Here is a 16,810-nt window from a genome sequence, read left to right as displayed (position 1 = left end):
GCCTCCGCGTACGACGCCCCGCCGGAAAAAGCCTGCCTAAGCGGTCGACCTGATGTGATCCGGAAGGAACACGCGGGGCCAGACAGCGTGATATAGCTGCGACACCCCTAGTCTACCGTCATGAGTACGAAGGAGGAACCGGCCGACAAAGAACTCACGGCGGACGAGGAGCACTTCCGAACGGCGGACGCGCAGTCCCGCTTCGACTTCAAGAAGGTCCAGAAGGCCGCGTTCAAGGCCGACAAGGGTCTCACCGAGGAGACGATTCGAGTCATCTCGGAGGACAAGGGCGAACCGGAGTGGATGCTGAAGCGCCGCCTCCGCGCGCTTCGGATGTTCGACGCGATGCCGATGCCGACCGGGTGGCCGGGGCAGCCCGACCTCTCGGAGGTCGACGTGAACCAGATCGTCCCGTACATCCGCCCGGACATCGAGACGCGCGGCGGCGCGGAGTCGTGGGACGACCTGCCGGAGGAGATCCGCGACACGTTCGACAAGCTGGGCATCCCCGAAGCCGAGCGCAACGCGCTCTCGGGCGTCGGCGCCCAGTACGAGTCCGAGATCGTCTACCAGAACATGCAAGAACAGTGGCAGGAAAAGGGCGTGATCTTCTGTAACATGGACGAAGCCGTGCGGAAGTACCCCGAACTGGTCGAGGAGTACTTCATGACGAAGTGCGTGCCGCCGTCGGACAACAAGTTCGCGGCGCTGCACGGCGCGATCTGGTCCGGCGGTTCCTTCGTCTACGTGCCGGAGGGGATCACGGTCGAGATGCCGGTCCAGGCGTACTTCCGGATGAACTCCGAGGGCATGGGCCAGTTCGAACACACCCTCATCGTCGCCGAGAAAGGATCGGAGGTCCACTACATCGAGGGCTGCTCCGCACCCAAGTACGGCGTGTTCAACCTGCACTCGGGTGCCGTCGAGGTGTTCGTCGGCGAGGACGCGCACGTGCAGTACTCGACGGTGCAAAACTGGTCGAAGAACACGTACAACCTCAACACGAAGCGCGCGATCGTCGAGAAGGGCGGCCGCATGGAGTGGATCTCCGGCTCCATGGGCTCGAAATCGACCATGCTGTATCCCGCGACGATCCTCAACGGTCGCGGCGCGTCGGACAACCACATCACCATCGCCTTCGCCACCGCCGGGCAGAACATCGACACGGGCGCGAAGGTGTACCACAACGCCCCCGAGACCAAGTCGACGATCGTCTCGAAGTCGATCTCGAAGGGCGGCGGCCGCACCAACTACCGCGGGCTGGTCCGCATCGCCCGCGGCGCGAAGGACGCCGCCTGCTCCGTCGAGTGCGACGCGCTCATGTTCGACAACGAGAGCCAGAGCGACACGATGCCGCACATCGAGATCCACGAGAGCGACGTCGACGTGGCGCACGAGGCGACGGTGGGGAAGATCGGCGACGAGGACGTGTTCTACCTGCAGTCGCGCGGCCTCGACGACGACGACGCAAAGCAACTCATCGTCTCCGGGTTCATCGAGCCGATCACGAACGAGCTGCCGATCGAGTACGCGGTCGAACTCAACCGCCTCGTCGAACTCGAAATGGAGGGAAGCCTCGGGTAAGTCCGACGGGTCAGCGGTCCGTTTCATCTCCTCTTCCGCCGGGGCCGACGCCCCTATCCGCGCTCGATTCCTCCCTTCTCACGCCCAATGGTCAACGCCTTCTGGCTCGATCGGGATCTTCGGCGGGCGGTCGAGTGGCTCGTCGACCGGCACGTCCTGAGCAGCGTCTTCGAGGGGTCGATGGTGCTGACGACCGCCGCGCGGCTGAACGGGTACCCCGACCCGGCGGACGACCGCTACTTCACCCACTCGGGCCATCCGCTCACCCGGTGGGCCGCCTCCTCGCGCGAGAACTGGGAGCGCACGCACGACTACGTCGACCGCGCCCACGACGAGTGGCGCTACCGCTGGGATCACGACGACGAGCGGGTTCACGGGTCGTGGGCCACGGTGGGAACGCTGGACGACGCTCTCCTCTCCGATCTCGCGTGGCCGGAGACGGGGCGGACGGACCCGCCGCAGGTGACCGGCGGCTGGACGGCCGAAGACTACGTCGACGCCTACCGGCTCTACTACGCGAACGAGAAGCGCCACCTGTTCGAGTGGGCAAAGGACCGAACCGAGCCGCCGTGGATCGACGAGTACACGGTCCCGGAGGGTCCCGACGCTCGCCGGTTCTGAGAACCCGAGAATCCCGCCGACTGACGACGGCGGCACAGCGCCCCGTCAGCCGTCCGCGCGGCGCCGGTACTCGACGAACGCGAACGCCTCGCGCTCGTCGCGGCTCACCTCCTCCCACTCGCTCTCGTCCCACTCGGGGAATCGCGTGTCCCCGTCGAACGCCGCGTCGATCTCGGTGAGGACGAGACGATCGGCCCGCGGGAGGAACTGCTCGTACACGGTCGCCCCGCCGATCACGAAGACGGTGCCGCCCTCGCCGGCGATTTCCCGGGCGACGGCGATCGCTTCGTCGATCGATCCCGCGAGAACCGCGCCCTCCGGCAAGTCCGGGTCGCGCGTGCTCAGGACGACGTTCGTCCGGCCGGGGAGCGGCCCGCCGATCCGAGCCGCGATGCTCTCGTACGTCCGCCTGCCCGCGATCACCGGGTGGCCGGTCGTCGTCTCCTTGAAGTGCCGGAGGTCCTCGGGGTAGTGCCACGGCATGTCGCCGTCGGCGCCGATGACGCCATTCGACGCGACGGCGGCGACGAGCGCGATCTCCATCTCGGGCTCCGTCTCGGGCGCCATCACTCGGCGACCGAGAAGCGGATTCCCTCGGCGGCGTCGTAGTCGCGCAGCCGAACGTCCTCGAACGCGAGTTCGTCGAGCGGTTTGTCCGCGATCTCCAGTCGCGGCCGCGGACGCGGCTCGCGCGACAGTTGCAACAGGAGCCCGGGAACGTGGTCGTATCCCTCCGTCTCCTCCGCAGGGGCGCTCTCCTCGACCCACTCGCGCACGCCGAGGAAGTCAGCCCGCTCCTCGACGGCGGCCAGCCGCCCCTGCAGCGCCGGGAGGTTCTCCGCGTACCACTCCCCACGGGAGTCCTCGCCGCAGTAAACGTGCGCGTCGACGACGGTGTGTGCGAACGAGCCGAGTTCGAACCCGGTCCGTCCCGCGACGGCCTGCGCCAGGAGCGAGTAGGCGGCGACGTTGAACGGAACGCCGAGGGCGACGTCGCCGGAACGCTGCGTCAGGTGCAGGTTCAGCCGGTCGCCCTGGACGTTGAAGACGAACGTGTAGTGACACGGCGGAAGGGTGCTGACGGCGGCGTTCGCGGGGTGCCAGGCGTTGACGACGAGCCGGCGAGATTGCGGATTCTCGCGAAGCTGGTCGAGCACGTAGGCGATCTGGTCGAACGTCCGCTCGTCGTCGTTGACCCACCGGTGGCCCTCCTCGGGCCACGCTTCCCCCGACAGCCCCGAGTCGGGGATCGGATACCGCCGCCAGAATCGGCCGTAGGCGGTGTCGAGGCGTCCCTGATCGTCCGCCCAGGCGTTCCAGATCTTCGTCTGTTCGCGAAGGTTTCGGACGTGCTCCTCGCCCGAGAGGTACCACAGGAGCTCGTGAATCAGCGAGTTCCAGCGATACCCGGACAGATCCTTCGTCGTGAGCAGCGGAAATCCCTCTGAGAGGTCCACCTCGTAGTGTCGACTGAACGCCGAAATGGTGTCGACGCCCGTCCGGTTCGGCTTGTACGCGCCCTCGCGGAGGACTCCCTCGACCAGGTCGAGATACTGCTTCACGGGTCCGCCTCCTCCGCGTCGATGCCGTCGGGGTGTCTGTCGGTTCGCGCCACGGTGTCTCACCGACCATCGGGCGTGGCGGGTACTAAACCCACTGAAAACGCGGCAGGTGCTGCATCCACCGAACCCGATCGTCCGACGCGAGAGGAACACCGAAGTCGACCCGTGTCGTAGCCGGGGTCATGATCCACAACGTCGCGCAGGGCGTCCGCGCGTTCACGAGCAACGCCTTCCTCGTCGAGGGCGAGCGCGGGGTCCTCGTCGACGCGGGCGCGAACTTCGACGCGGTCGAGCGGGTACGCGAGCGCACGGACTCCCTCGACGCGATCGTGCTGACGCACACCCACCCGGACCACGTCGGCAACGTGGACGCCGTCCGCGACGCGTTCGGCGTCGAGGTCTGGGGGTTCGATCCCGGAAACCCCCTCGTCGACCGCCGAATCGACGACGGGGAGACGGTTCGGCTCGGCGATCACGACTACGTCGCCCTCCACACGCCCGGGCACAAGGACGACCACCTCTGCTTCTACTCGCCGGACGCGAGCGTCCTCTTCGCGGGGGACCTCGTCTTCCAGAACGGGAGCTTCGGACGGACCGACCTCGAAGAGGGCGACCGCGAGACGCTGATCGCGAGCATCGACCGGATGCGCGAGACGGTCGACGAGTCGCTCGGGGAGATGCACGTCGGCCACGGTCCGAGCGTCGTCACGAACCCGTACCACGACGTCGAACTCGCGAGCAGAGCCGCCCGACTGGGGTAGCTCACTCGGTTTTCAGCCCGTAGTACCCCGGCTCCTCCTCGCTCGGCGGCTCGGCGACCACGAGGTCGTCGGCGTTCCGCATGATCCACGGGATGGCCCAGTCGAGCAGGATCTCCTCCGTCTCCACGTCGATCTCGGCGTCGGCGTCCAGCCCCTGGAGGAGGCGCGCGATCTCGTAGACCGTGTACATCTGATCCGCTTCGAGGAGGTCCTCGGGCGTGTAGAAGTCGCACGGGTACAGCGCCTCGAACTCGTCTTTCGGTTTCGGCATGCGAAGCGGTACGACCGGTCGGCGGTAAATCCTGGCGGTCTCTCGTTTCGCGGGGTGAAGCGAGGACGGCCGGAGCGAAAAGGGGGCGAGAGGGCGGCCGGAGCGAGCCGTCGGCGGTCGGTTCGGGCGGGGCGGGTTCACCTTCATCTGACCTCTCAACCGAGCACAAAAATGGTTATCTGCCGGCGGCATCTGGCGGACGTATGAGCGATGCGACGGACCGCCTCGTGGCACTCTTCGAAGAGCTCGGCGGCGAGTCACTGCGCGACGTCTGGCTGTTCGATCAGTGGACCCACGAGCGGCTGTACGTCAGACCGGACGTCGAGCGCCGGATCGAAGACCTCGACGTGGCGGCCTTCGTCGACAACGAACGGTACGGCTACGTGACGCGCGACACGTACGAGAAGCTGTACTACGCCGATTACCAGTACACGGTCCGCGGCTTCTCCTCGTTCGAACTGTTCCGCACGTTCCTCGAAAGCGGGGACGCGCGGATCGGCGTGTTCGCGAGCTTCGACCGGCGCGACGAGTACTACGACTTCTCGAAGCTCGACGCGAAGATCGGCGATCTGGTGGGCGAGTACTCGACCGACGAGTTCAGGCCGTCCGGCGGTTCGGACGGGTCGAGGTCCGCCGAACCGGGGTCGCGGGGCGGATGCGACTCCGACTGAGGGACACCGATTGACGGTTTCGACGCGCCGCTCGCCCGGCTCGAACGCGTCGCTCGGGGCGCAGGTTCGAACGTTTCACTCTACGGTGCGGTTCGGCGAAAAAATCGGGATTGACGGATTCTGCGCGACCTACTCGAACAGCTCGACCGCCTGCTCGTAGCGGCGGTTCGGCTCGTCCCAGTCGACGACCTCGAAGAACGCGTCGATGAAGTCGCCGCGCGCCGGACCGTAGTCGTAGTAGTACGAGTGTTCCCACACGTCGAGCGCGAGGATCGGGTGGGAGCCCCACAGCGCGCCCTGGTCGTGCTTGTCGACGACTACGTTGCGAAGCTGGTTCGAGAAGCTGTCGTAGACGAGGAGCGCCCAGCCGCTCGCGTTCTTCGCGGCGGCTTCGAACTCGCCCTTCCACGCCTCGTAGGAGCCGAAGTCCTGCTCGATCCGGTCCGCGAGCGCGCCGGTGGCGTCGTCGCCACCCTCCGGCGACATGTTCTGCCAGAACAGGTCGTGGAGGATGTGCCCGCAGCCGTTGTGGGTCACGTTCCGGAGCGCGCTCCCGGAGGAGCCGAAGTCGCCGCTCTCGCGGTTCTCCGCCAGCGTCTCCTCGGCCGAGTTCCAGCCGTTGACGTAGCCCTGGTGGTGCGTGTCGTGGTGCCACGTCAGCACCTGCTCGGAGATGTGCGGTTCGAGTGCGTCGTAGTCGTACGGAAGCGGCGGGAGTTCGTGACTCATGGTGATTCCTCCGCCGGTTGGTTATTCAGGAACGCTGTTAAAGTTTGAGGAGAGGTACGATAGCACGCGTCACGATTCGTGAGCGCGACCGGGACCCGTTCGCAGCGACGACGACAAAAACGGGGCGCGAGGGAGTCGGAACCGGCGGACGGTCGGTCTACTGGATCGTCCGACCCTGACAGTCGTCGTAGCGCTGCGCGACGTCGTCCCAGTCGACGACGTCCCAGAAGTTGTCGATGTACTCGCCGCGGTTGTTCTCGTACTGGAGGTAGTACGCGTGCTCCCACACGTCGAGCACGAGCAGCGGCGTCGTCCCCTGCGGCGTCTGATTCTGGTGGTTCTCGGCCGCCGCGACGATCATCCCGTCGCCGACGTGGTCGTAGAGCAACATCCCCCAGCCGGAGCCCTCGGCGTTCATCGCGGCCGCGGAGAAGTGCGATTTGAACCCGTCGAACGAGCCGAAGTCCGCCTCGATCGCGTCGGCGAACTCGCCGCCGGGTTCGCCGCCGCCGTCGGGGCTCATGTTCCGCCAGAACACGGTGTGGTTTACGTGTCCCGAGAGGTTGAACGCGAGGTTGCGTTCGACGCCCTTCACGTCGCCGAAGTCGCCGCTCTCGCGCATGGATTCGAGCTGCTCCAGCGCGCTGTTCGCGCCGTCGACGTAGCTCTGGTGGTGCTTGTCGTGGTGCAGTTCCATGATGCGCGCGTCGATGGACGGTTCGAGCGCGTCGTAATCGTACGGAAGGTCGGGGAGTTCGTAAGTCATCTCTGTCTCCACTCTCCGTATCGACCGAGAGCGGATTAAATGTAAGCCAAGTTATCTTTCCCGGGGAGTTTCCGCTTCGAGTGACGCTTCAATCCGCGACCCGCCCTTCCCCGATCGGCGACGGCGGGCTACGAGGCGACGACGCCGCGGCGCTCGTATTCGAGCGCGGTCGCGACGTCCTCCGCGATCCGCGCGCCCGCCTCGCGTTCGACGAGGTGGAGCGCGAGATCGATCCCCGAGGTGACGCCGCCGGCGGAGAGGAGGTCGCCGTCGTCCACGACGCGCGCGTCGACCACCTCGGCCCCCGACGCCCGGAGGTCGGAGAGCGCGCTCGCGTGCGTCACCGCCGGACGATCGTCCGTCAGCCCCGCCGTCGCGAGCAGCATCCCGCCGGTGCAGACCGACGCGACGGTCGCGCCGACTGCGTGGTGGGCGGCGACGGCCTCCGGAACTTCGCCCTTCTCCGCTTCGGTCCACGCGCCCGCCTCGCTCCGATCGCTCCAGCCCCCGCCGGGAACGACGACGACGTCCGGGCGGTCGGGAGCGTCGGGACCCGGGAGCGTCCCGTCCGCTTCGACGCGGAGGCCGTGGCTCGCCGTCACCCGGTCGCGTCCGTCGACGGTTACGAGGCGCGGTTCGAGGTCCGCCCCGCGCTTCGCCGCGTTCGAAAACACCTCGTAGGGGCCGACGGCGTCGAGTTCGTCGAAGCCCTCGTACAGGACGATGTCGATTCGAGTCATGGTCTCTCTGGACGGGGCGTCGACAAAGCGGTTTCTCCCGGTTCGGCGCGATCGGGTTTCTCGTGCGCGCCGGTGGCGGATTTTCCGAGCCGGAACACGCTCGATAGAGTTTACATTCATGCGCGAATCGATGAGGACGTGAATGAGGTCCCGGATCCGGCGGACGTCTTCCGGCTCTTGGACGACGAGTACGCCCGTTCGATCCTCGTCGAGACGCACGGGGAACCGTTGTCCGCGAAGGCGCTCAGCGAGGCGTGCGACGCGTCGCTGCCGACGATCTACCGCCGGGTCGACGACCTCAAACGACTGGATCTGCTGGTCGAACACACGCAGCTCGATCCGTCGGGCAACCACTACACGCTGTACGAATCGACGGTCGAACACATCGACATCGACATCACAAACGGGGAGATAGACGTGACGCTCACACACCACGAAGACGCCGCAGACCGGTTCACCCGCGTCTGGGAGGACATACGGGGGACCGATCGATGAGCTTCTGGATCATCGCGGGGAACCTCCTGGCCATCGCGCTCGGGTTCCTCATCGCCTATCAAGCGTACCGCGGCTACCGCCGCAACCGGAGCGAGCCGATGCTCTTCATCTCGATCGGCTTCGTGCTCATCAGCGTCGGCGGCGTCCTCGACTGCTCGCTCTTCGACGTCGTCCACGTCGCGCTCCCGTTCTCCGCCCTCGTCCGAACCGCGTTCGTTCTCACGGGGATGGGATTCATCTCCTACTCGCTGTACATGTGATCGTCCGTCGGTCCCGGTCGTCTCCGCCCGCTTCCCGCCGCCGACCGGGATTCAGTCCTCGCCGCCGCGCGCCCGTTCGAAGGTTTCGAGCGCCCGCTCGCGCCGCTCGCCGTGGTCGACGATCGGGGCCGGGTAGTCGGGGCCGGCGGCCGCGCGCTCCTCGTCGGAGCGTTCGTGCCACGAGTGGATGACGTCGGCGTCGACGCCAGCCAGTTCGGGCACGTACTCGCGGACGTACTCCCCGTCGGGATCGTACCGTTCGCCCTGCGTCATCGGGTTGAAGATGCGAAAGTACGGCTGCGCGTCCGTGCCGGTCGACGCGGCCCACTGCCACCCGCCGTTGTCGTTGGCGGTGTCGTGGTCCGCGAGGTACTCGCGGAAGTGCGCGTACCCCTCGCGCCAGTCGACGAGCAGGTCCTTCGTGAGAAAGGAGGCGACGATCATCCTGACGCGGTTGTGCATGTACGCCTCCCGCGTCAACTGCCGCATCCCGGCGTCGACGATGGGATACCCCGTCTTTCCCTCCTTCCACGCCCGCAGCTCCTCGGCCCCGTCGCTCCCCCCGTCGACCGCGCGCCAGTCGATTTCGTGTTCGTACTCCTTGTAGTTCTCGTCGACAACGCCCGGATTGAAAAAGAGGACGTGGGCGTAGAACTCCCGCCACGCCAGCTGCGACTGGAACTCCTCGACCGAGTCGTACTCGTCGCCGGCGGCGTCGGCCTTCGCGTCCGCCGTGGCCGCGTAAACCTCCCGGATCCCGACGGTCCCCCACTTGAGATCGGCCGACAGGCGGGAGGTCGCGCCTCGCGCCGGGTAGTCTCGATCCGCGTCGTACCGGTACACCGCGTCCGAACAGAACCGTTCGAGCCGGTCGCGGGCGGCCGCAGCACCGGCGGACTGTACGTCCGTCTCCGGCTCCTCGAAACCAAGATCGTCGATCGTCGGCAGGGCGTCGCCCGACACGTCGGCCAGTCGGTCGGCGTCGGGGGCGTCGCGCGACTCCGCCTTCTCGCGGTCCCGCCACTTCTTCCAGAAGTAGCTGAACACGGAATACGGCTCGCCCTGATTGGTCGTGATCGACCCCGATTCGTGGAGGATCGCGTCGTGGTACGACTCGCGCTCGATCCCGACCCCGTCGAGCGCGCGGCGCACGGCGGCGTCCCGTTCGCGCGCCAGCCCGGAGTAGTCCCCGTTCCAGACGACTCGATCCGCGCCGTGCGCCTCCGCGAGCGCCGGAATCTCCTCGCGAGGATCGCCGCGGGCGACGACGAGGTCGCTCCCCCGGTCGCGGTACCACGCACGAAGCGAATCGAGCGCGTCGAGCATGAACCGAACCCGCGGCGGGCCGGCGTGCGCGAGCACGTCGGGATCGAAGACGAACGCGGGGACGACCCCGTCGTCGGCGTCGGGATCGAGCGCGCCGGCCGCCGCGCTGAGCGCGGTGTTGTCCGCGGCTCGCAGGTCGCGTCGGTGCCAGTGGAGCTGCATATTCGGGTGTGCGACCGACGCGGCGTCAACCTATCGCCCGCGACGTTCTCGTCGCACCGCGTCTCTCTCGTCGATCGCGCCGCCTACGGCGGCTCGACCGCGTCGCGCCGACCGTCGAGGATCGAGAACCGCTCTCCCCGCCGCACTTCGAGCCAGCGGAGCAGCCGCTCCGCCCACCGGAGTTTCTTCGCCTTCGTCGCCCCGACGGTCGGATCGTCGAGGTCCCAGCCGACGAACGCGAGCGTCGCCGCGCCGAACTCGTCGGCGAGGAAGGCGGCCCGGTCGCCGTCCGTGAACCCGCCGTAGTTGACGACCGGCCCGGCCGGCTCGGCTTGCGTCGTCGCGAGCGTGAAATCGAGGTCGAACCGAGGAACCCACTCGCGGATCGCCGGGCGGTTGTCGCCGTGAGCGTGCGCCGCGACCGGCACGCCGGCGCGCGTCAACTCGCGCGCGGTCTCGACGTTCTTGTCGAGGTCGGTCACCATCAGATCGACGTCGATCCCCGCCGCGAGCAGCGCGTCCGCCGCGGTGGATGCGGCGAAGACGTACTCGGCGTCGACAGCGCGGTCGATCTCGTCGGAGAGCGACGGTCCCGCGCCGACGACGGCGACGATCGACCCGTCGATTCCCGCGAACCGGTCGCGATCGAATCGCCTCGCGAGCGCGGCGAGTTCGTCCCGCGCCGTCTCGTCGGCCGCGCGGCTGTATCCGAAGTCAGCGAGGATCGACTCGTAGACGGGCTCCCACTCGGCGAACTTCATGCGCGACGCTCGGCGGATATGATACCGCATGGGCCGGTGTGGCACCAAGTACCCCTACCCGCGTGCCGTCCCGGCTTCCACACTCCGAGTTCTGACCGATCTGTCATAAGTTTTCTCGTAGGTGAACGACCGTCTTCGTCAGTGATCTGTTTCGGCGATTCGTTCGAGCGCGTCGTCGAGCGCGGCAGAAACGCCGGATGCGGCTGCAGCGAGGTTCGAGAGCGAGCGGGGCGTTCCCGCGAGGAGCGCGCCGCTCCTGTCGGCCGAGTCGACTAAAACCGCGCCGGCTTCGGCCGCGCCCGCGCGGAGCGCGCCCCGCTCCGCGGCGTCGAGGCCGGAGAGTTCGTACACGCGCGTGACGCACTCGGCGGCGGTCGCCTCGTCGCCGCCGAGTCGGTCGAGGTGTCGAGCGGCCTCCCGCGCGGTCGTCACGTCGAGTTCCTCGACGCGAACCGCCTCTCCGCCGCGGATCCGATCGCGGGCGAACGCCGCGCCGACGAGCGCCGCGTCGCGCGTCTCGGCCACGTCGTGCGTTCGGATCACGTGCGCGCCCCGCTCGACCGCCATCGACGTCGCCGCGAGGCTGACGGGCAGCGCCTCCTCGGTCGAGCGGCCGGCGATCTCGCGGAGGAAGTTCTTCCGGTTGATCGAGACGAGGATCGGCCGATCGAGCCCCCTGAACTCCCGGAGGCGACGGAACGTCTCGCGGTCGTCCTCCAGGGTCTTCTCCTCGCTCCAGCCCCCGAACGCCGGGTCGACGATGGTCTTGTCGGTGAAGCCGTTCCGCCGCAGCGCCTCGTAGATGTCGTCGACCTCCTCGACCGCGCCCGGCCGCGAGAGGTCCGGCGGGCTCGCCATCTTCACGACGGCGGCGTCGTGCTCCTCGCAGACGCGCGGCATCTCCGGGTCGGCGAAGCCGCACACGTCGTTGACCAGGTCGAACCCCGCCGACAGCGCCGCGTCGGCCACCTCGTGATAGCGCGTCTCGATGGAGTAGGCCGCGTCGCCGGAGACGCTCTCCATCGTCTCGACGGCGCGGTCCAACCGCTCCAGCTCCTCCTCGGCCGAGAGGACCTCGAACCGCTTGTTCGCCGATTCGAGCCCCACGTCTACGATGTCTGCACCCTCCCCGATCAGTTCCGCGTCGACGTACTCGGCCGCCTCCCCCGCGTCGTCGAACACGCTCGGCTCGTACGGCGACTCCTCGCTCACGTTCAGCACCCCCATGATACGCGGCGGATAGTCGTCGCCGATGCCGAGCCCGCCCGCGTCCACGTTTCGCATGGTCCGAGAGTGGGACCGGATCGACATAGGCGGTCCGATACGACGCGCGGCGAGATTTCGTCGTCCGCCCCGACACGGACGACCGCCAGAGAAAATTAATACCGGGGATCGAGCAAGGCGCTCTCTCCGCGATCGTGGGTCCCTCTATCACAAATATGTTACGCATAACGAAATGGGAACAAACTTGTACGTCCCGCCGGTGGACCGATCCGTGTACACTGGAATCATCACGAAAACCGGAACGGTGCGCAGGTGTACTGCCGTCGGCAGCGGGGTGCGGCTGCAAATCGACGCTCCGGGCGTCGGGAACCTCTCCCGCGGCGACAGCGTCGCGGTCAGCGGCGTCTGTCTCACCGCGACCCGAGTGGACGATCGCGCCGATAGGTTCGAGGCGTTCGCCTCCCCGGAAACGCTCTCGCGGACGTACCTCGGCGAGTTGGACGCCGGCGATCGAGTGAATCTCGAACATCCCCTGAGCGTCGGCGACGGCATCCACGGCCACTTCGTGAGAGGAACCGTCGACGCGACGACGAGAGTGACCGCGATTCGGCGAGACGGCGACGGTCGGACGTTCGAGTTCGCACTCCCCGAAGCGTGTGAGTCGCACTTCGCCGAAAAGGGGGCGGTGGGGCTCGACGGCATCAGCCTGACGGTCGCTGCCTTGGGGGACGAAACGTTCTCCGTCGCGGTCATCCCCGCGACGTACGAGATCACGACCCTATCCGGAACGTCTGTCGGTGACCCGGTGCACATCGAGACGGACCCGCTGGCGAAGTACGTCGAGCGACACATGGCCACAGCGGGATAGTCGCCGAGCGCGGCCGGGAGTCACGCTCTTTTTATCGGCGCGCCCGTTAGTCTCGACGCATGGCGAAGGTCAGCATCGGACTTCGCGGGTGGCGGTTCGACGAGTCCGAAATCTTCACCGACGAGGGCGAGTTCAAGCCGCTCGCGGAGATCCCCGACGATCCGAAGCGGCGGCTCCTCCGGCTGAGCTACCTCATCGGGAAGCCCTGCGACGCTTGCTATCTGATCCACGGCGAGGCGGAGATCCGCCGGTGCAACGAGTCGGCGGTCGTCTACGGCGAACCCTTCGAGGAGATCCTGCTCTGCGAGCGCCACGAACCGGACTTCGACTACTGGTTCCGCGAGGCCGGCGGCCGCGACCTCGTCGGCGAGAACGACTTCCGCGACGCGTTCCACGAGTGGTTCGCCGACGGCGGCCGCGCGCCCGAGGGCTACGCCGGCATCGAGCACGTCGACACCGACCCCGACGGCCTCCCGAACCCGCCGGATCCGCAGGAACTGCACGACCGACTGACCGAGGGATTCGAGGGCCGGCGGATCGAACTCAGGGACGAATCGGGCGCGGACGAATCGGACGCGGACGGAGAGGACGAGGCGGACGACGATCTCTCCTTCGAGGACGTCGACTTCGGCGTTCGCTACCCGAAGAAATGAGCCGCGAGAAGCCCGTCGTCGTCGTCGTCGAGCCCGAGACGCCAGGCAACGTCGGGACGATCGCCCGGGCGATGAAGAACTTCGGCCTCTCGGAGCTGAAACTCGTGAATCCGCCGGAGATCACCCGCAACAGCGAGGCGTACGGCTTCGCCGGCCACGCCCGCGAGGACGTGCTCCCGAGCGCCGAGACCGTCACGCTGGAGTCGGTGATCGAGAACTACCACACCGTCGGCTGTACGGCCATCACGAACGAGGACAGCCGCCGGCACACCCGGTACCCGTTCACGACGCCGCGCCGACTGGCCGAGAGCCTGAAAACCGTCGAAACGCGGACCGCGATCGTTTTCGGTCGCGAAGGTACCGGGCTGAACAACGAGGAACTCGAACGGCTCGACGAGGTGTGTTCGATCCCCGCGAGCGAATCGTACCCGGTGCTCAACCTCGGGCAGGCCGCGACGGTCGTCCTCTACGAACTGCGCGGTCTCACCGTCGACGAGACGCAACTCCCCGACGTCGAACGGACCCGAGCCGAGGAGCGCGAGATCGAACGCCTCTACGACTTTTTCGACGCCTTCCTCGACGCGTCGGGGTACAACGAGCGAAAGCGGGCGAAGACGAACCGCCTGATCCGTCGCCTCGTCGGCCGGGCGCACCCCACGGATCGCGAAGTAAACACGTTACTGGGCGTCTTCCGCCGCGCGAACGAACGGTTGCGCGACGGACGAGAATCCGCCGACGAGGTCGCGAACGACGGCGGCCGTCGGTGAAGCCGAACCGCCAGCTCAGTCCTCGTCGCTCCGTCTCGCGTACATCACGAGCGACACCATCGACAGCACGACCTCGCCGTCGTCCCTGCGCGTCTCCGTCCGATTTCTGACGAGACCCCGATCGGGCCGTTCGGGTTCTTTGTCGAGGACCTCCGCTCGAACCGAGAGGACGTCCCCCGGGCGGACGGGTCGCCGCCAGCGGATCTCTTCGATCCCCTTCGCGCCGAGCGAGGCGGCCTCGGCGAAGTGGTGGTCGACGAGCATCCGCATCGTCATGGCCGTCGTGTGCCACCCGCTGGCGATGAGCCCGCCGTACATCGACTCCTCGGCGGCCCGCTCCGGATCGACGTGGAACCACTGCGGGTCGTACCGCTCCGCGAAGTCGACGATCTCCGCCTCCGTCACCTCGTACTCGCCGAACTCGGCGACGTCGCCGGGTTCGATGTCCTCGTAAAAGATCGACATTGGCGGATGGTTGACGGCGGACCGTAAGTACGTTCGGCCGCAGGCAACGCGTATCCTGGTTTTGACGGGGGCGCTCGTCCCCGAACCCGGACCCCGCCGTCGGACGAACGTTGAAATACGAAAACGGGACCATCGCGACCGTGGCATGACTGTCGCCGCGGGACGGCTCGCGATCGTACGGCACTCCGTCCCGCGGGCTTCGCGTCCGTGCCGTCTGACAGCCCCCGGTCGACGAGCTACGCCCGCTTTTGGATCTCCTCTCGGAGCGCGTCGCTCACGACCTCGCCGTCGGCCTTCCCGCGCAGCGCGCCCATCGCCTCGCCCATGAGCGCCGAGAACGCGCCCATCCCCTGCGCTTCGACCTGCGCCTCGTTGCGCTCGACCACCTCGGCGACGGCGTCGCGAACCGCATCGTCGTCGACGCCGGCGAGTCCCGCCTCCTCGACGGCTTCCGTGGCCGAGAGCGTCGGTTCCTCCGCCAGCACCGCGAGCACCTCGTCGACGCCTTCCTTCGCGAGGTCGCCGTCGTCGACGAGCGTCAGCACGTCGAGGAAGTGCTCGTTGGTGAGGCGCTCGACCGGCACGTCGTCGCGGCGAAGCTCCGTCACTGTGCTTTCGAGGGTTCCGGCCGCGAGCGTCGCGTCGACGCCGCGCTCGACCGCCCGCTCGAAGGCGGGCATCCGACGGCCGTAGGCGACCTGTTCCGCGAGGCCGGCGTCGAGACCGTACTCCCGTCGGTACCGTTCGACCTTCTCGGTGAGTAGTTCGGGAACCTCTACCTCGCTCGGGTCGGGTTCGACGGGCGGGACGTCCGTCTCGGGGTACATCCGCGCCGCGCCCGGGAGCGGACGGAGGTACCGGGAGGTGCCGTCGTCGTTCGCTCCACGGGTCTCCTCGGGGATTTCCTCGATCGCGACCCGCGCCCGCTCCGCGACCGCGTCGATGGCGAGGTCCGCCGTCTCCGAGTCGGCGGCGACGATGACGACCGCGTCGTCCTCGCCGGCGTCGACGGCTTCGCGGAGCGCGTCGACCTCCTCCTGCTCGACGCCGTAAGCGGGCAGTTCGTCGGTGTGGAAAACGCCACCCGCGCCGTGGCGCTTGGCGTGGTCGGAGAACTCGGTGCCGAGCCGCCGATCCGGCTGGATCTCGCGGCCGACGAGTCCGTCGAAGCCGAAAAGCGGCACCGCGGCGACTTTCCCCCCGTCGAGGACGCTCGCGATGACGCCGCTTTCGGTATCTTCGAAGACGCGCGTCACGTCGCGCGTCTCGCCGACGTTCGCGCCCCGTTCCCGCAGCTCGTCGCGGATGGCGAGCAGTTCGACCTGCCGACCGACCTCCCGACGGACGAGTTCGTCGATGTCGTCGAGGCTCTGGACGCCCTTCATCTCGACGCGCGCGCCATCCGCTATGGAGACGTTCACGTCCTGCCGGATGGTTCCGAGCCCTCGCTTCACCGCGCCCGTCGATCGAAGGAGCATCCCGATGGTTTCGGCCGCCTCGCGGGCTTGCTGCGGAGAGCGGATGTCCGGCCCCGTTCCGATCTCCACGAGCGGGATGCCGAGCCGATCGAGGCTGTAGCGGACGCCGTGATCGGTCTCTTCGACCCGACCGGCGCTCTCCTCTTCGAGGAGGAGGTCCTCGATGCCGACCGGTCCGTCGCTGGTTTCGATCTCGCCGTCCTGCCCGACGAGCGTCGTCCGCTGGAAGCCGGAGGTGTTCGAGCCGTCGACCACGATCTTTCGCATCACGTGCGCCTCGTCGACGACGCTCATGTCGAGAAGCACCGCGATCTGCATCGCCACGTCGAGCGCCTCCTCGTCGAGGAGCCCCGGCGGTTCGTCGTCCTCTTCGACGAGACAGGTCGTGTCGTACGCGAGGTACTCGAACTCCCTGTCGACGCGGCTCTCTTCGAGCGCGGCCTCGTCGAGTTCGCCGAGTTCGCTCTTCGTCGGGTGAAGAAACCGCGCGAACGTCCGAGTCGCCTCGTCGGGTTCGCGGCGCTCCGTCGGACAGCCGCAAAAGAGCTTCGTCGCGGTGTCGAGCTGCTGGTGGATCTCCAGGCCCGCGACGAGGCTGAGGTCCTCGTAGTCGTACTCGCTCATTAGCGGGTTGTGGGGTCGGGGG

Annotated in this window: 20 protein-coding genes; 9 read left to right on the top strand and 11 right to left on the bottom strand. The window is 67.6% G+C overall.

The annotated features are described in order from the left end of the window. Positions 1 to 120: 120 nt before the first annotated feature. Complete coding sequence (gene sufB, locus C3L37_RS21270) at positions 121 to 1,584, top strand: Fe-S cluster assembly protein SufB (protein ID WP_129116550.1); 1,464 nt, start codon at positions 121 to 123, stop codon at positions 1,582 to 1,584. Between the two features lie 87 nt (positions 1,585 to 1,671). After that, positions 1,672 to 2,205 (top strand): hypothetical protein, encoded by a 534-nt coding sequence (locus C3L37_RS21265; protein ID WP_129116549.1) that lies wholly within the window; start codon positions 1,672 to 1,674, stop codon positions 2,203 to 2,205. A gap of 45 nt (positions 2,206 to 2,250) precedes the next feature. Here the strand turns inward: C3L37_RS21265 and C3L37_RS21260 are convergent, their stop codons facing one another. Further along, a complete protein-coding gene (locus tag C3L37_RS21260) occupies positions 2,251 to 2,772 on the bottom strand; it encodes a dihydrofolate reductase (RefSeq protein ID WP_228546417.1) in 522 nt (173 codons plus the stop codon). Then, complete coding sequence (gene thyA / locus C3L37_RS21255; RefSeq protein WP_129116548.1) at positions 2,772 to 3,767, bottom strand: thymidylate synthase; 996 nt, start codon at positions 3,765 to 3,767, stop codon at positions 2,772 to 2,774. Before thyA ends, C3L37_RS21260 begins: the two co-directional genes overlap by 1 nt. A gap of 182 nt (positions 3,768 to 3,949) precedes the next feature. Between thyA and C3L37_RS21250 the strand changes: the two genes are divergently transcribed. After that, positions 3,950 to 4,528, top strand: coding sequence for an MBL fold metallo-hydrolase (locus C3L37_RS21250; RefSeq protein ID WP_129116547.1), 579 nt, complete (start codon positions 3,950 to 3,952; stop codon positions 4,526 to 4,528). Position 4,529: 1 nt separating this feature from the next. On the opposite strand, the gene C3L37_RS21245 is transcribed toward C3L37_RS21250, so the two are convergent. Beyond that, complete coding sequence (locus tag C3L37_RS21245) at positions 4,530 to 4,799, bottom strand: DUF5827 family protein (RefSeq protein WP_129116546.1); 270 nt, start codon at positions 4,797 to 4,799, stop codon at positions 4,530 to 4,532. Positions 4,800 to 5,002: 203 nt separating this feature from the next. Between C3L37_RS21245 and C3L37_RS21240 the strand changes: the two genes are divergently transcribed. Beyond that, positions 5,003 to 5,470 (top strand): DUF7522 family protein, encoded by a 468-nt coding sequence (locus tag C3L37_RS21240; protein ID WP_228546416.1) that lies wholly within the window; start codon positions 5,003 to 5,005, stop codon positions 5,468 to 5,470. A gap of 129 nt (positions 5,471 to 5,599) precedes the next feature. Here C3L37_RS21240 and sod read toward each other — a convergent pair whose 3' ends face one another. The 3 genes from sod to C3L37_RS21225 form a co-directional block, all read right to left on the bottom strand. Further along, positions 5,600 to 6,199 (bottom strand): superoxide dismutase, encoded by a 600-nt coding sequence (gene sod, locus C3L37_RS21235; protein WP_129116545.1) that lies wholly within the window; start codon positions 6,197 to 6,199, stop codon positions 5,600 to 5,602. A gap of 157 nt (positions 6,200 to 6,356) precedes the next feature. Next, entirely contained in the window at positions 6,357 to 6,965 is a 609-nt protein-coding gene (locus C3L37_RS21230) for a superoxide dismutase (protein WP_129116544.1), read from the bottom strand. Between the two features lie 128 nt (positions 6,966 to 7,093). Beyond that, positions 7,094 to 7,705: a DJ-1/PfpI family protein gene (locus C3L37_RS21225; protein ID WP_129116543.1), complete on the bottom strand. Its 612-nt coding sequence runs from the start codon at positions 7,703 to 7,705 to the stop codon at positions 7,094 to 7,096. A gap of 138 nt (positions 7,706 to 7,843) precedes the next feature. On the opposite strand from C3L37_RS21225, the gene C3L37_RS21220 reads away from it, so the two are divergent. Both C3L37_RS21220 and C3L37_RS21215 read left to right on the top strand, forming a co-directional pair. Then, positions 7,844 to 8,200 (top strand): winged helix-turn-helix domain-containing protein, encoded by a 357-nt coding sequence (locus C3L37_RS21220; protein WP_129116542.1) that lies wholly within the window; start codon positions 7,844 to 7,846, stop codon positions 8,198 to 8,200. Beyond that, positions 8,197 to 8,460 (top strand): DUF7521 family protein, encoded by a 264-nt coding sequence (locus C3L37_RS21215; RefSeq protein WP_129116541.1) that lies wholly within the window; start codon positions 8,197 to 8,199, stop codon positions 8,458 to 8,460. The genes C3L37_RS21220 and C3L37_RS21215 overlap by 4 nt, the downstream gene beginning before the upstream one ends. Before the next feature lie 51 nt (positions 8,461 to 8,511). On the opposite strand, the gene C3L37_RS21210 is transcribed toward C3L37_RS21215, so the two are convergent. The 3 genes from C3L37_RS21210 to folP form a co-directional block, all read right to left on the bottom strand. Further along, positions 8,512 to 9,948 (bottom strand): cryptochrome/photolyase family protein, encoded by a 1,437-nt coding sequence (locus tag C3L37_RS21210; protein WP_129116540.1) that lies wholly within the window; start codon positions 9,946 to 9,948, stop codon positions 8,512 to 8,514. Between the two features lie 83 nt (positions 9,949 to 10,031). Continuing rightward, positions 10,032 to 10,709, bottom strand: coding sequence for a 6-hydroxymethylpterin diphosphokinase MptE-like protein (locus tag C3L37_RS21205; protein WP_129116539.1), 678 nt, complete (start codon positions 10,707 to 10,709; stop codon positions 10,032 to 10,034). A 138-nt stretch (positions 10,710 to 10,847) separates the two neighbouring features. Then, positions 10,848 to 11,993: a dihydropteroate synthase gene (gene folP, locus C3L37_RS21200; RefSeq protein WP_129116538.1), complete on the bottom strand. Its 1,146-nt coding sequence runs from the start codon at positions 11,991 to 11,993 to the stop codon at positions 10,848 to 10,850. A 172-nt stretch (positions 11,994 to 12,165) separates the two neighbouring features. Here folP and C3L37_RS21195 point away from each other — a divergent pair, with 172 nt between their 5' ends. From C3L37_RS21195 to C3L37_RS21185, 3 genes are read left to right on the top strand one after another with little or no spacing between them, the layout of a single operon-like run. Then, positions 12,166 to 12,801, top strand: a complete 636-nt coding sequence (locus C3L37_RS21195; protein WP_228546415.1) for a riboflavin synthase — start codon at positions 12,166 to 12,168, stop codon at positions 12,799 to 12,801. A 59-nt stretch (positions 12,802 to 12,860) separates the two neighbouring features. Continuing rightward, the gene (locus tag C3L37_RS21190) at positions 12,861 to 13,454 is read left to right on the top strand and encodes a hypothetical protein (RefSeq protein WP_129116537.1); all 594 of its coding nucleotides are present in this window, start codon (positions 12,861 to 12,863) and stop codon (positions 13,452 to 13,454) included. Continuing rightward, complete coding sequence (locus C3L37_RS21185; RefSeq protein ID WP_129116536.1) at positions 13,451 to 14,221, top strand: RNA methyltransferase; 771 nt, start codon at positions 13,451 to 13,453, stop codon at positions 14,219 to 14,221. Before C3L37_RS21190 ends, C3L37_RS21185 begins: the two co-directional genes overlap by 4 nt. Positions 14,222 to 14,236: 15 nt before the next feature. Here C3L37_RS21185 and C3L37_RS21180 read toward each other — a convergent pair whose 3' ends face one another. Next, the gene (locus tag C3L37_RS21180) at positions 14,237 to 14,686 is read right to left on the bottom strand and encodes a MaoC family dehydratase (RefSeq protein WP_129116535.1); all 450 of its coding nucleotides are present in this window, start codon (positions 14,684 to 14,686) and stop codon (positions 14,237 to 14,239) included. Between the two features lie 236 nt (positions 14,687 to 14,922). After that, positions 14,923 to 16,788, bottom strand: coding sequence for a Glu-tRNA(Gln) amidotransferase subunit GatE (gatE, locus tag C3L37_RS21175; RefSeq protein WP_129116534.1), 1,866 nt, complete (start codon positions 16,786 to 16,788; stop codon positions 14,923 to 14,925). Between the last annotated feature and the right edge of the window lie 22 nt (positions 16,789 to 16,810).

It is taken from the genome of Halegenticoccus tardaugens, from assembly GCF_004116405.1.
GTDB classification, from domain to species: domain Archaea; phylum Halobacteriota; class Halobacteria; order Halobacteriales; family Haloferacaceae; genus Halegenticoccus; species Halegenticoccus tardaugens.
This window is presented reverse-complemented; position numbering and strand designations above follow the sequence as displayed.

Excerpts from the sequence above, each read along its gene's own strand:
- C3L37_RS21240 (WP_228546416.1), top strand. The coding sequence starts at position 5,003 with ATGAGCGATGCGACGGACCGCCTCGTGGCACTCTTCGAAGAGCTCGGC.
- folP (WP_129116538.1), bottom strand. The coding sequence starts at position 11,993 with ATGCGAAACGTGGACGCGGGCGGGCTCGGCATCGGCGACGACTATCCG.
- C3L37_RS21215 (WP_129116541.1), top strand. The coding sequence starts at position 8,197 with ATGAGCTTCTGGATCATCGCGGGGAACCTCCTGGCCATCGCGCTCGGG.
- C3L37_RS21210 (WP_129116540.1), bottom strand. The coding sequence starts at position 9,948 with ATGCAGCTCCACTGGCACCGACGCGACCTGCGAGCCGCGGACAACACC.
- gatE (WP_129116534.1), bottom strand. The coding sequence starts at position 16,788 with ATGAGCGAGTACGACTACGAGGACCTCAGCCTCGTCGCGGGCCTGGAG.
- C3L37_RS21260 (WP_228546417.1), bottom strand. The coding sequence starts at position 2,772 with ATGGCGCCCGAGACGGAGCCCGAGATGGAGATCGCGCTCGTCGCCGCC.
- C3L37_RS21245 (WP_129116546.1), bottom strand. The coding sequence starts at position 4,799 with ATGCCGAAACCGAAAGACGAGTTCGAGGCGCTGTACCCGTGCGACTTC.
- C3L37_RS21180 (WP_129116535.1), bottom strand. The coding sequence starts at position 14,686 with ATGTCGATCTTTTACGAGGACATCGAACCCGGCGACGTCGCCGAGTTC.
- C3L37_RS21195 (WP_228546415.1), top strand. The coding sequence starts at position 12,166 with ATGGGAACAAACTTGTACGTCCCGCCGGTGGACCGATCCGTGTACACT.
- C3L37_RS21205 (WP_129116539.1), bottom strand. The coding sequence starts at position 10,709 with ATGAAGTTCGCCGAGTGGGAGCCCGTCTACGAGTCGATCCTCGCTGAC.
- sufB (WP_129116550.1), top strand. The coding sequence starts at position 121 with ATGAGTACGAAGGAGGAACCGGCCGACAAAGAACTCACGGCGGACGAG.
- C3L37_RS21190 (WP_129116537.1), top strand. The coding sequence starts at position 12,861 with ATGGCGAAGGTCAGCATCGGACTTCGCGGGTGGCGGTTCGACGAGTCC.
- C3L37_RS21265 (WP_129116549.1), top strand. The coding sequence starts at position 1,672 with ATGGTCAACGCCTTCTGGCTCGATCGGGATCTTCGGCGGGCGGTCGAG.
- C3L37_RS21230 (WP_129116544.1), bottom strand. The coding sequence starts at position 6,965 with ATGACTTACGAACTCCCCGACCTTCCGTACGATTACGACGCGCTCGAA.
- C3L37_RS21250 (WP_129116547.1), top strand. The coding sequence starts at position 3,950 with ATGATCCACAACGTCGCGCAGGGCGTCCGCGCGTTCACGAGCAACGCC.
- C3L37_RS21185 (WP_129116536.1), top strand. The coding sequence starts at position 13,451 with ATGAGCCGCGAGAAGCCCGTCGTCGTCGTCGTCGAGCCCGAGACGCCA.
- sod (WP_129116545.1), bottom strand. The coding sequence starts at position 6,199 with ATGAGTCACGAACTCCCGCCGCTTCCGTACGACTACGACGCACTCGAA.
- C3L37_RS21225 (WP_129116543.1), bottom strand. The coding sequence starts at position 7,705 with ATGACTCGAATCGACATCGTCCTGTACGAGGGCTTCGACGAACTCGAC.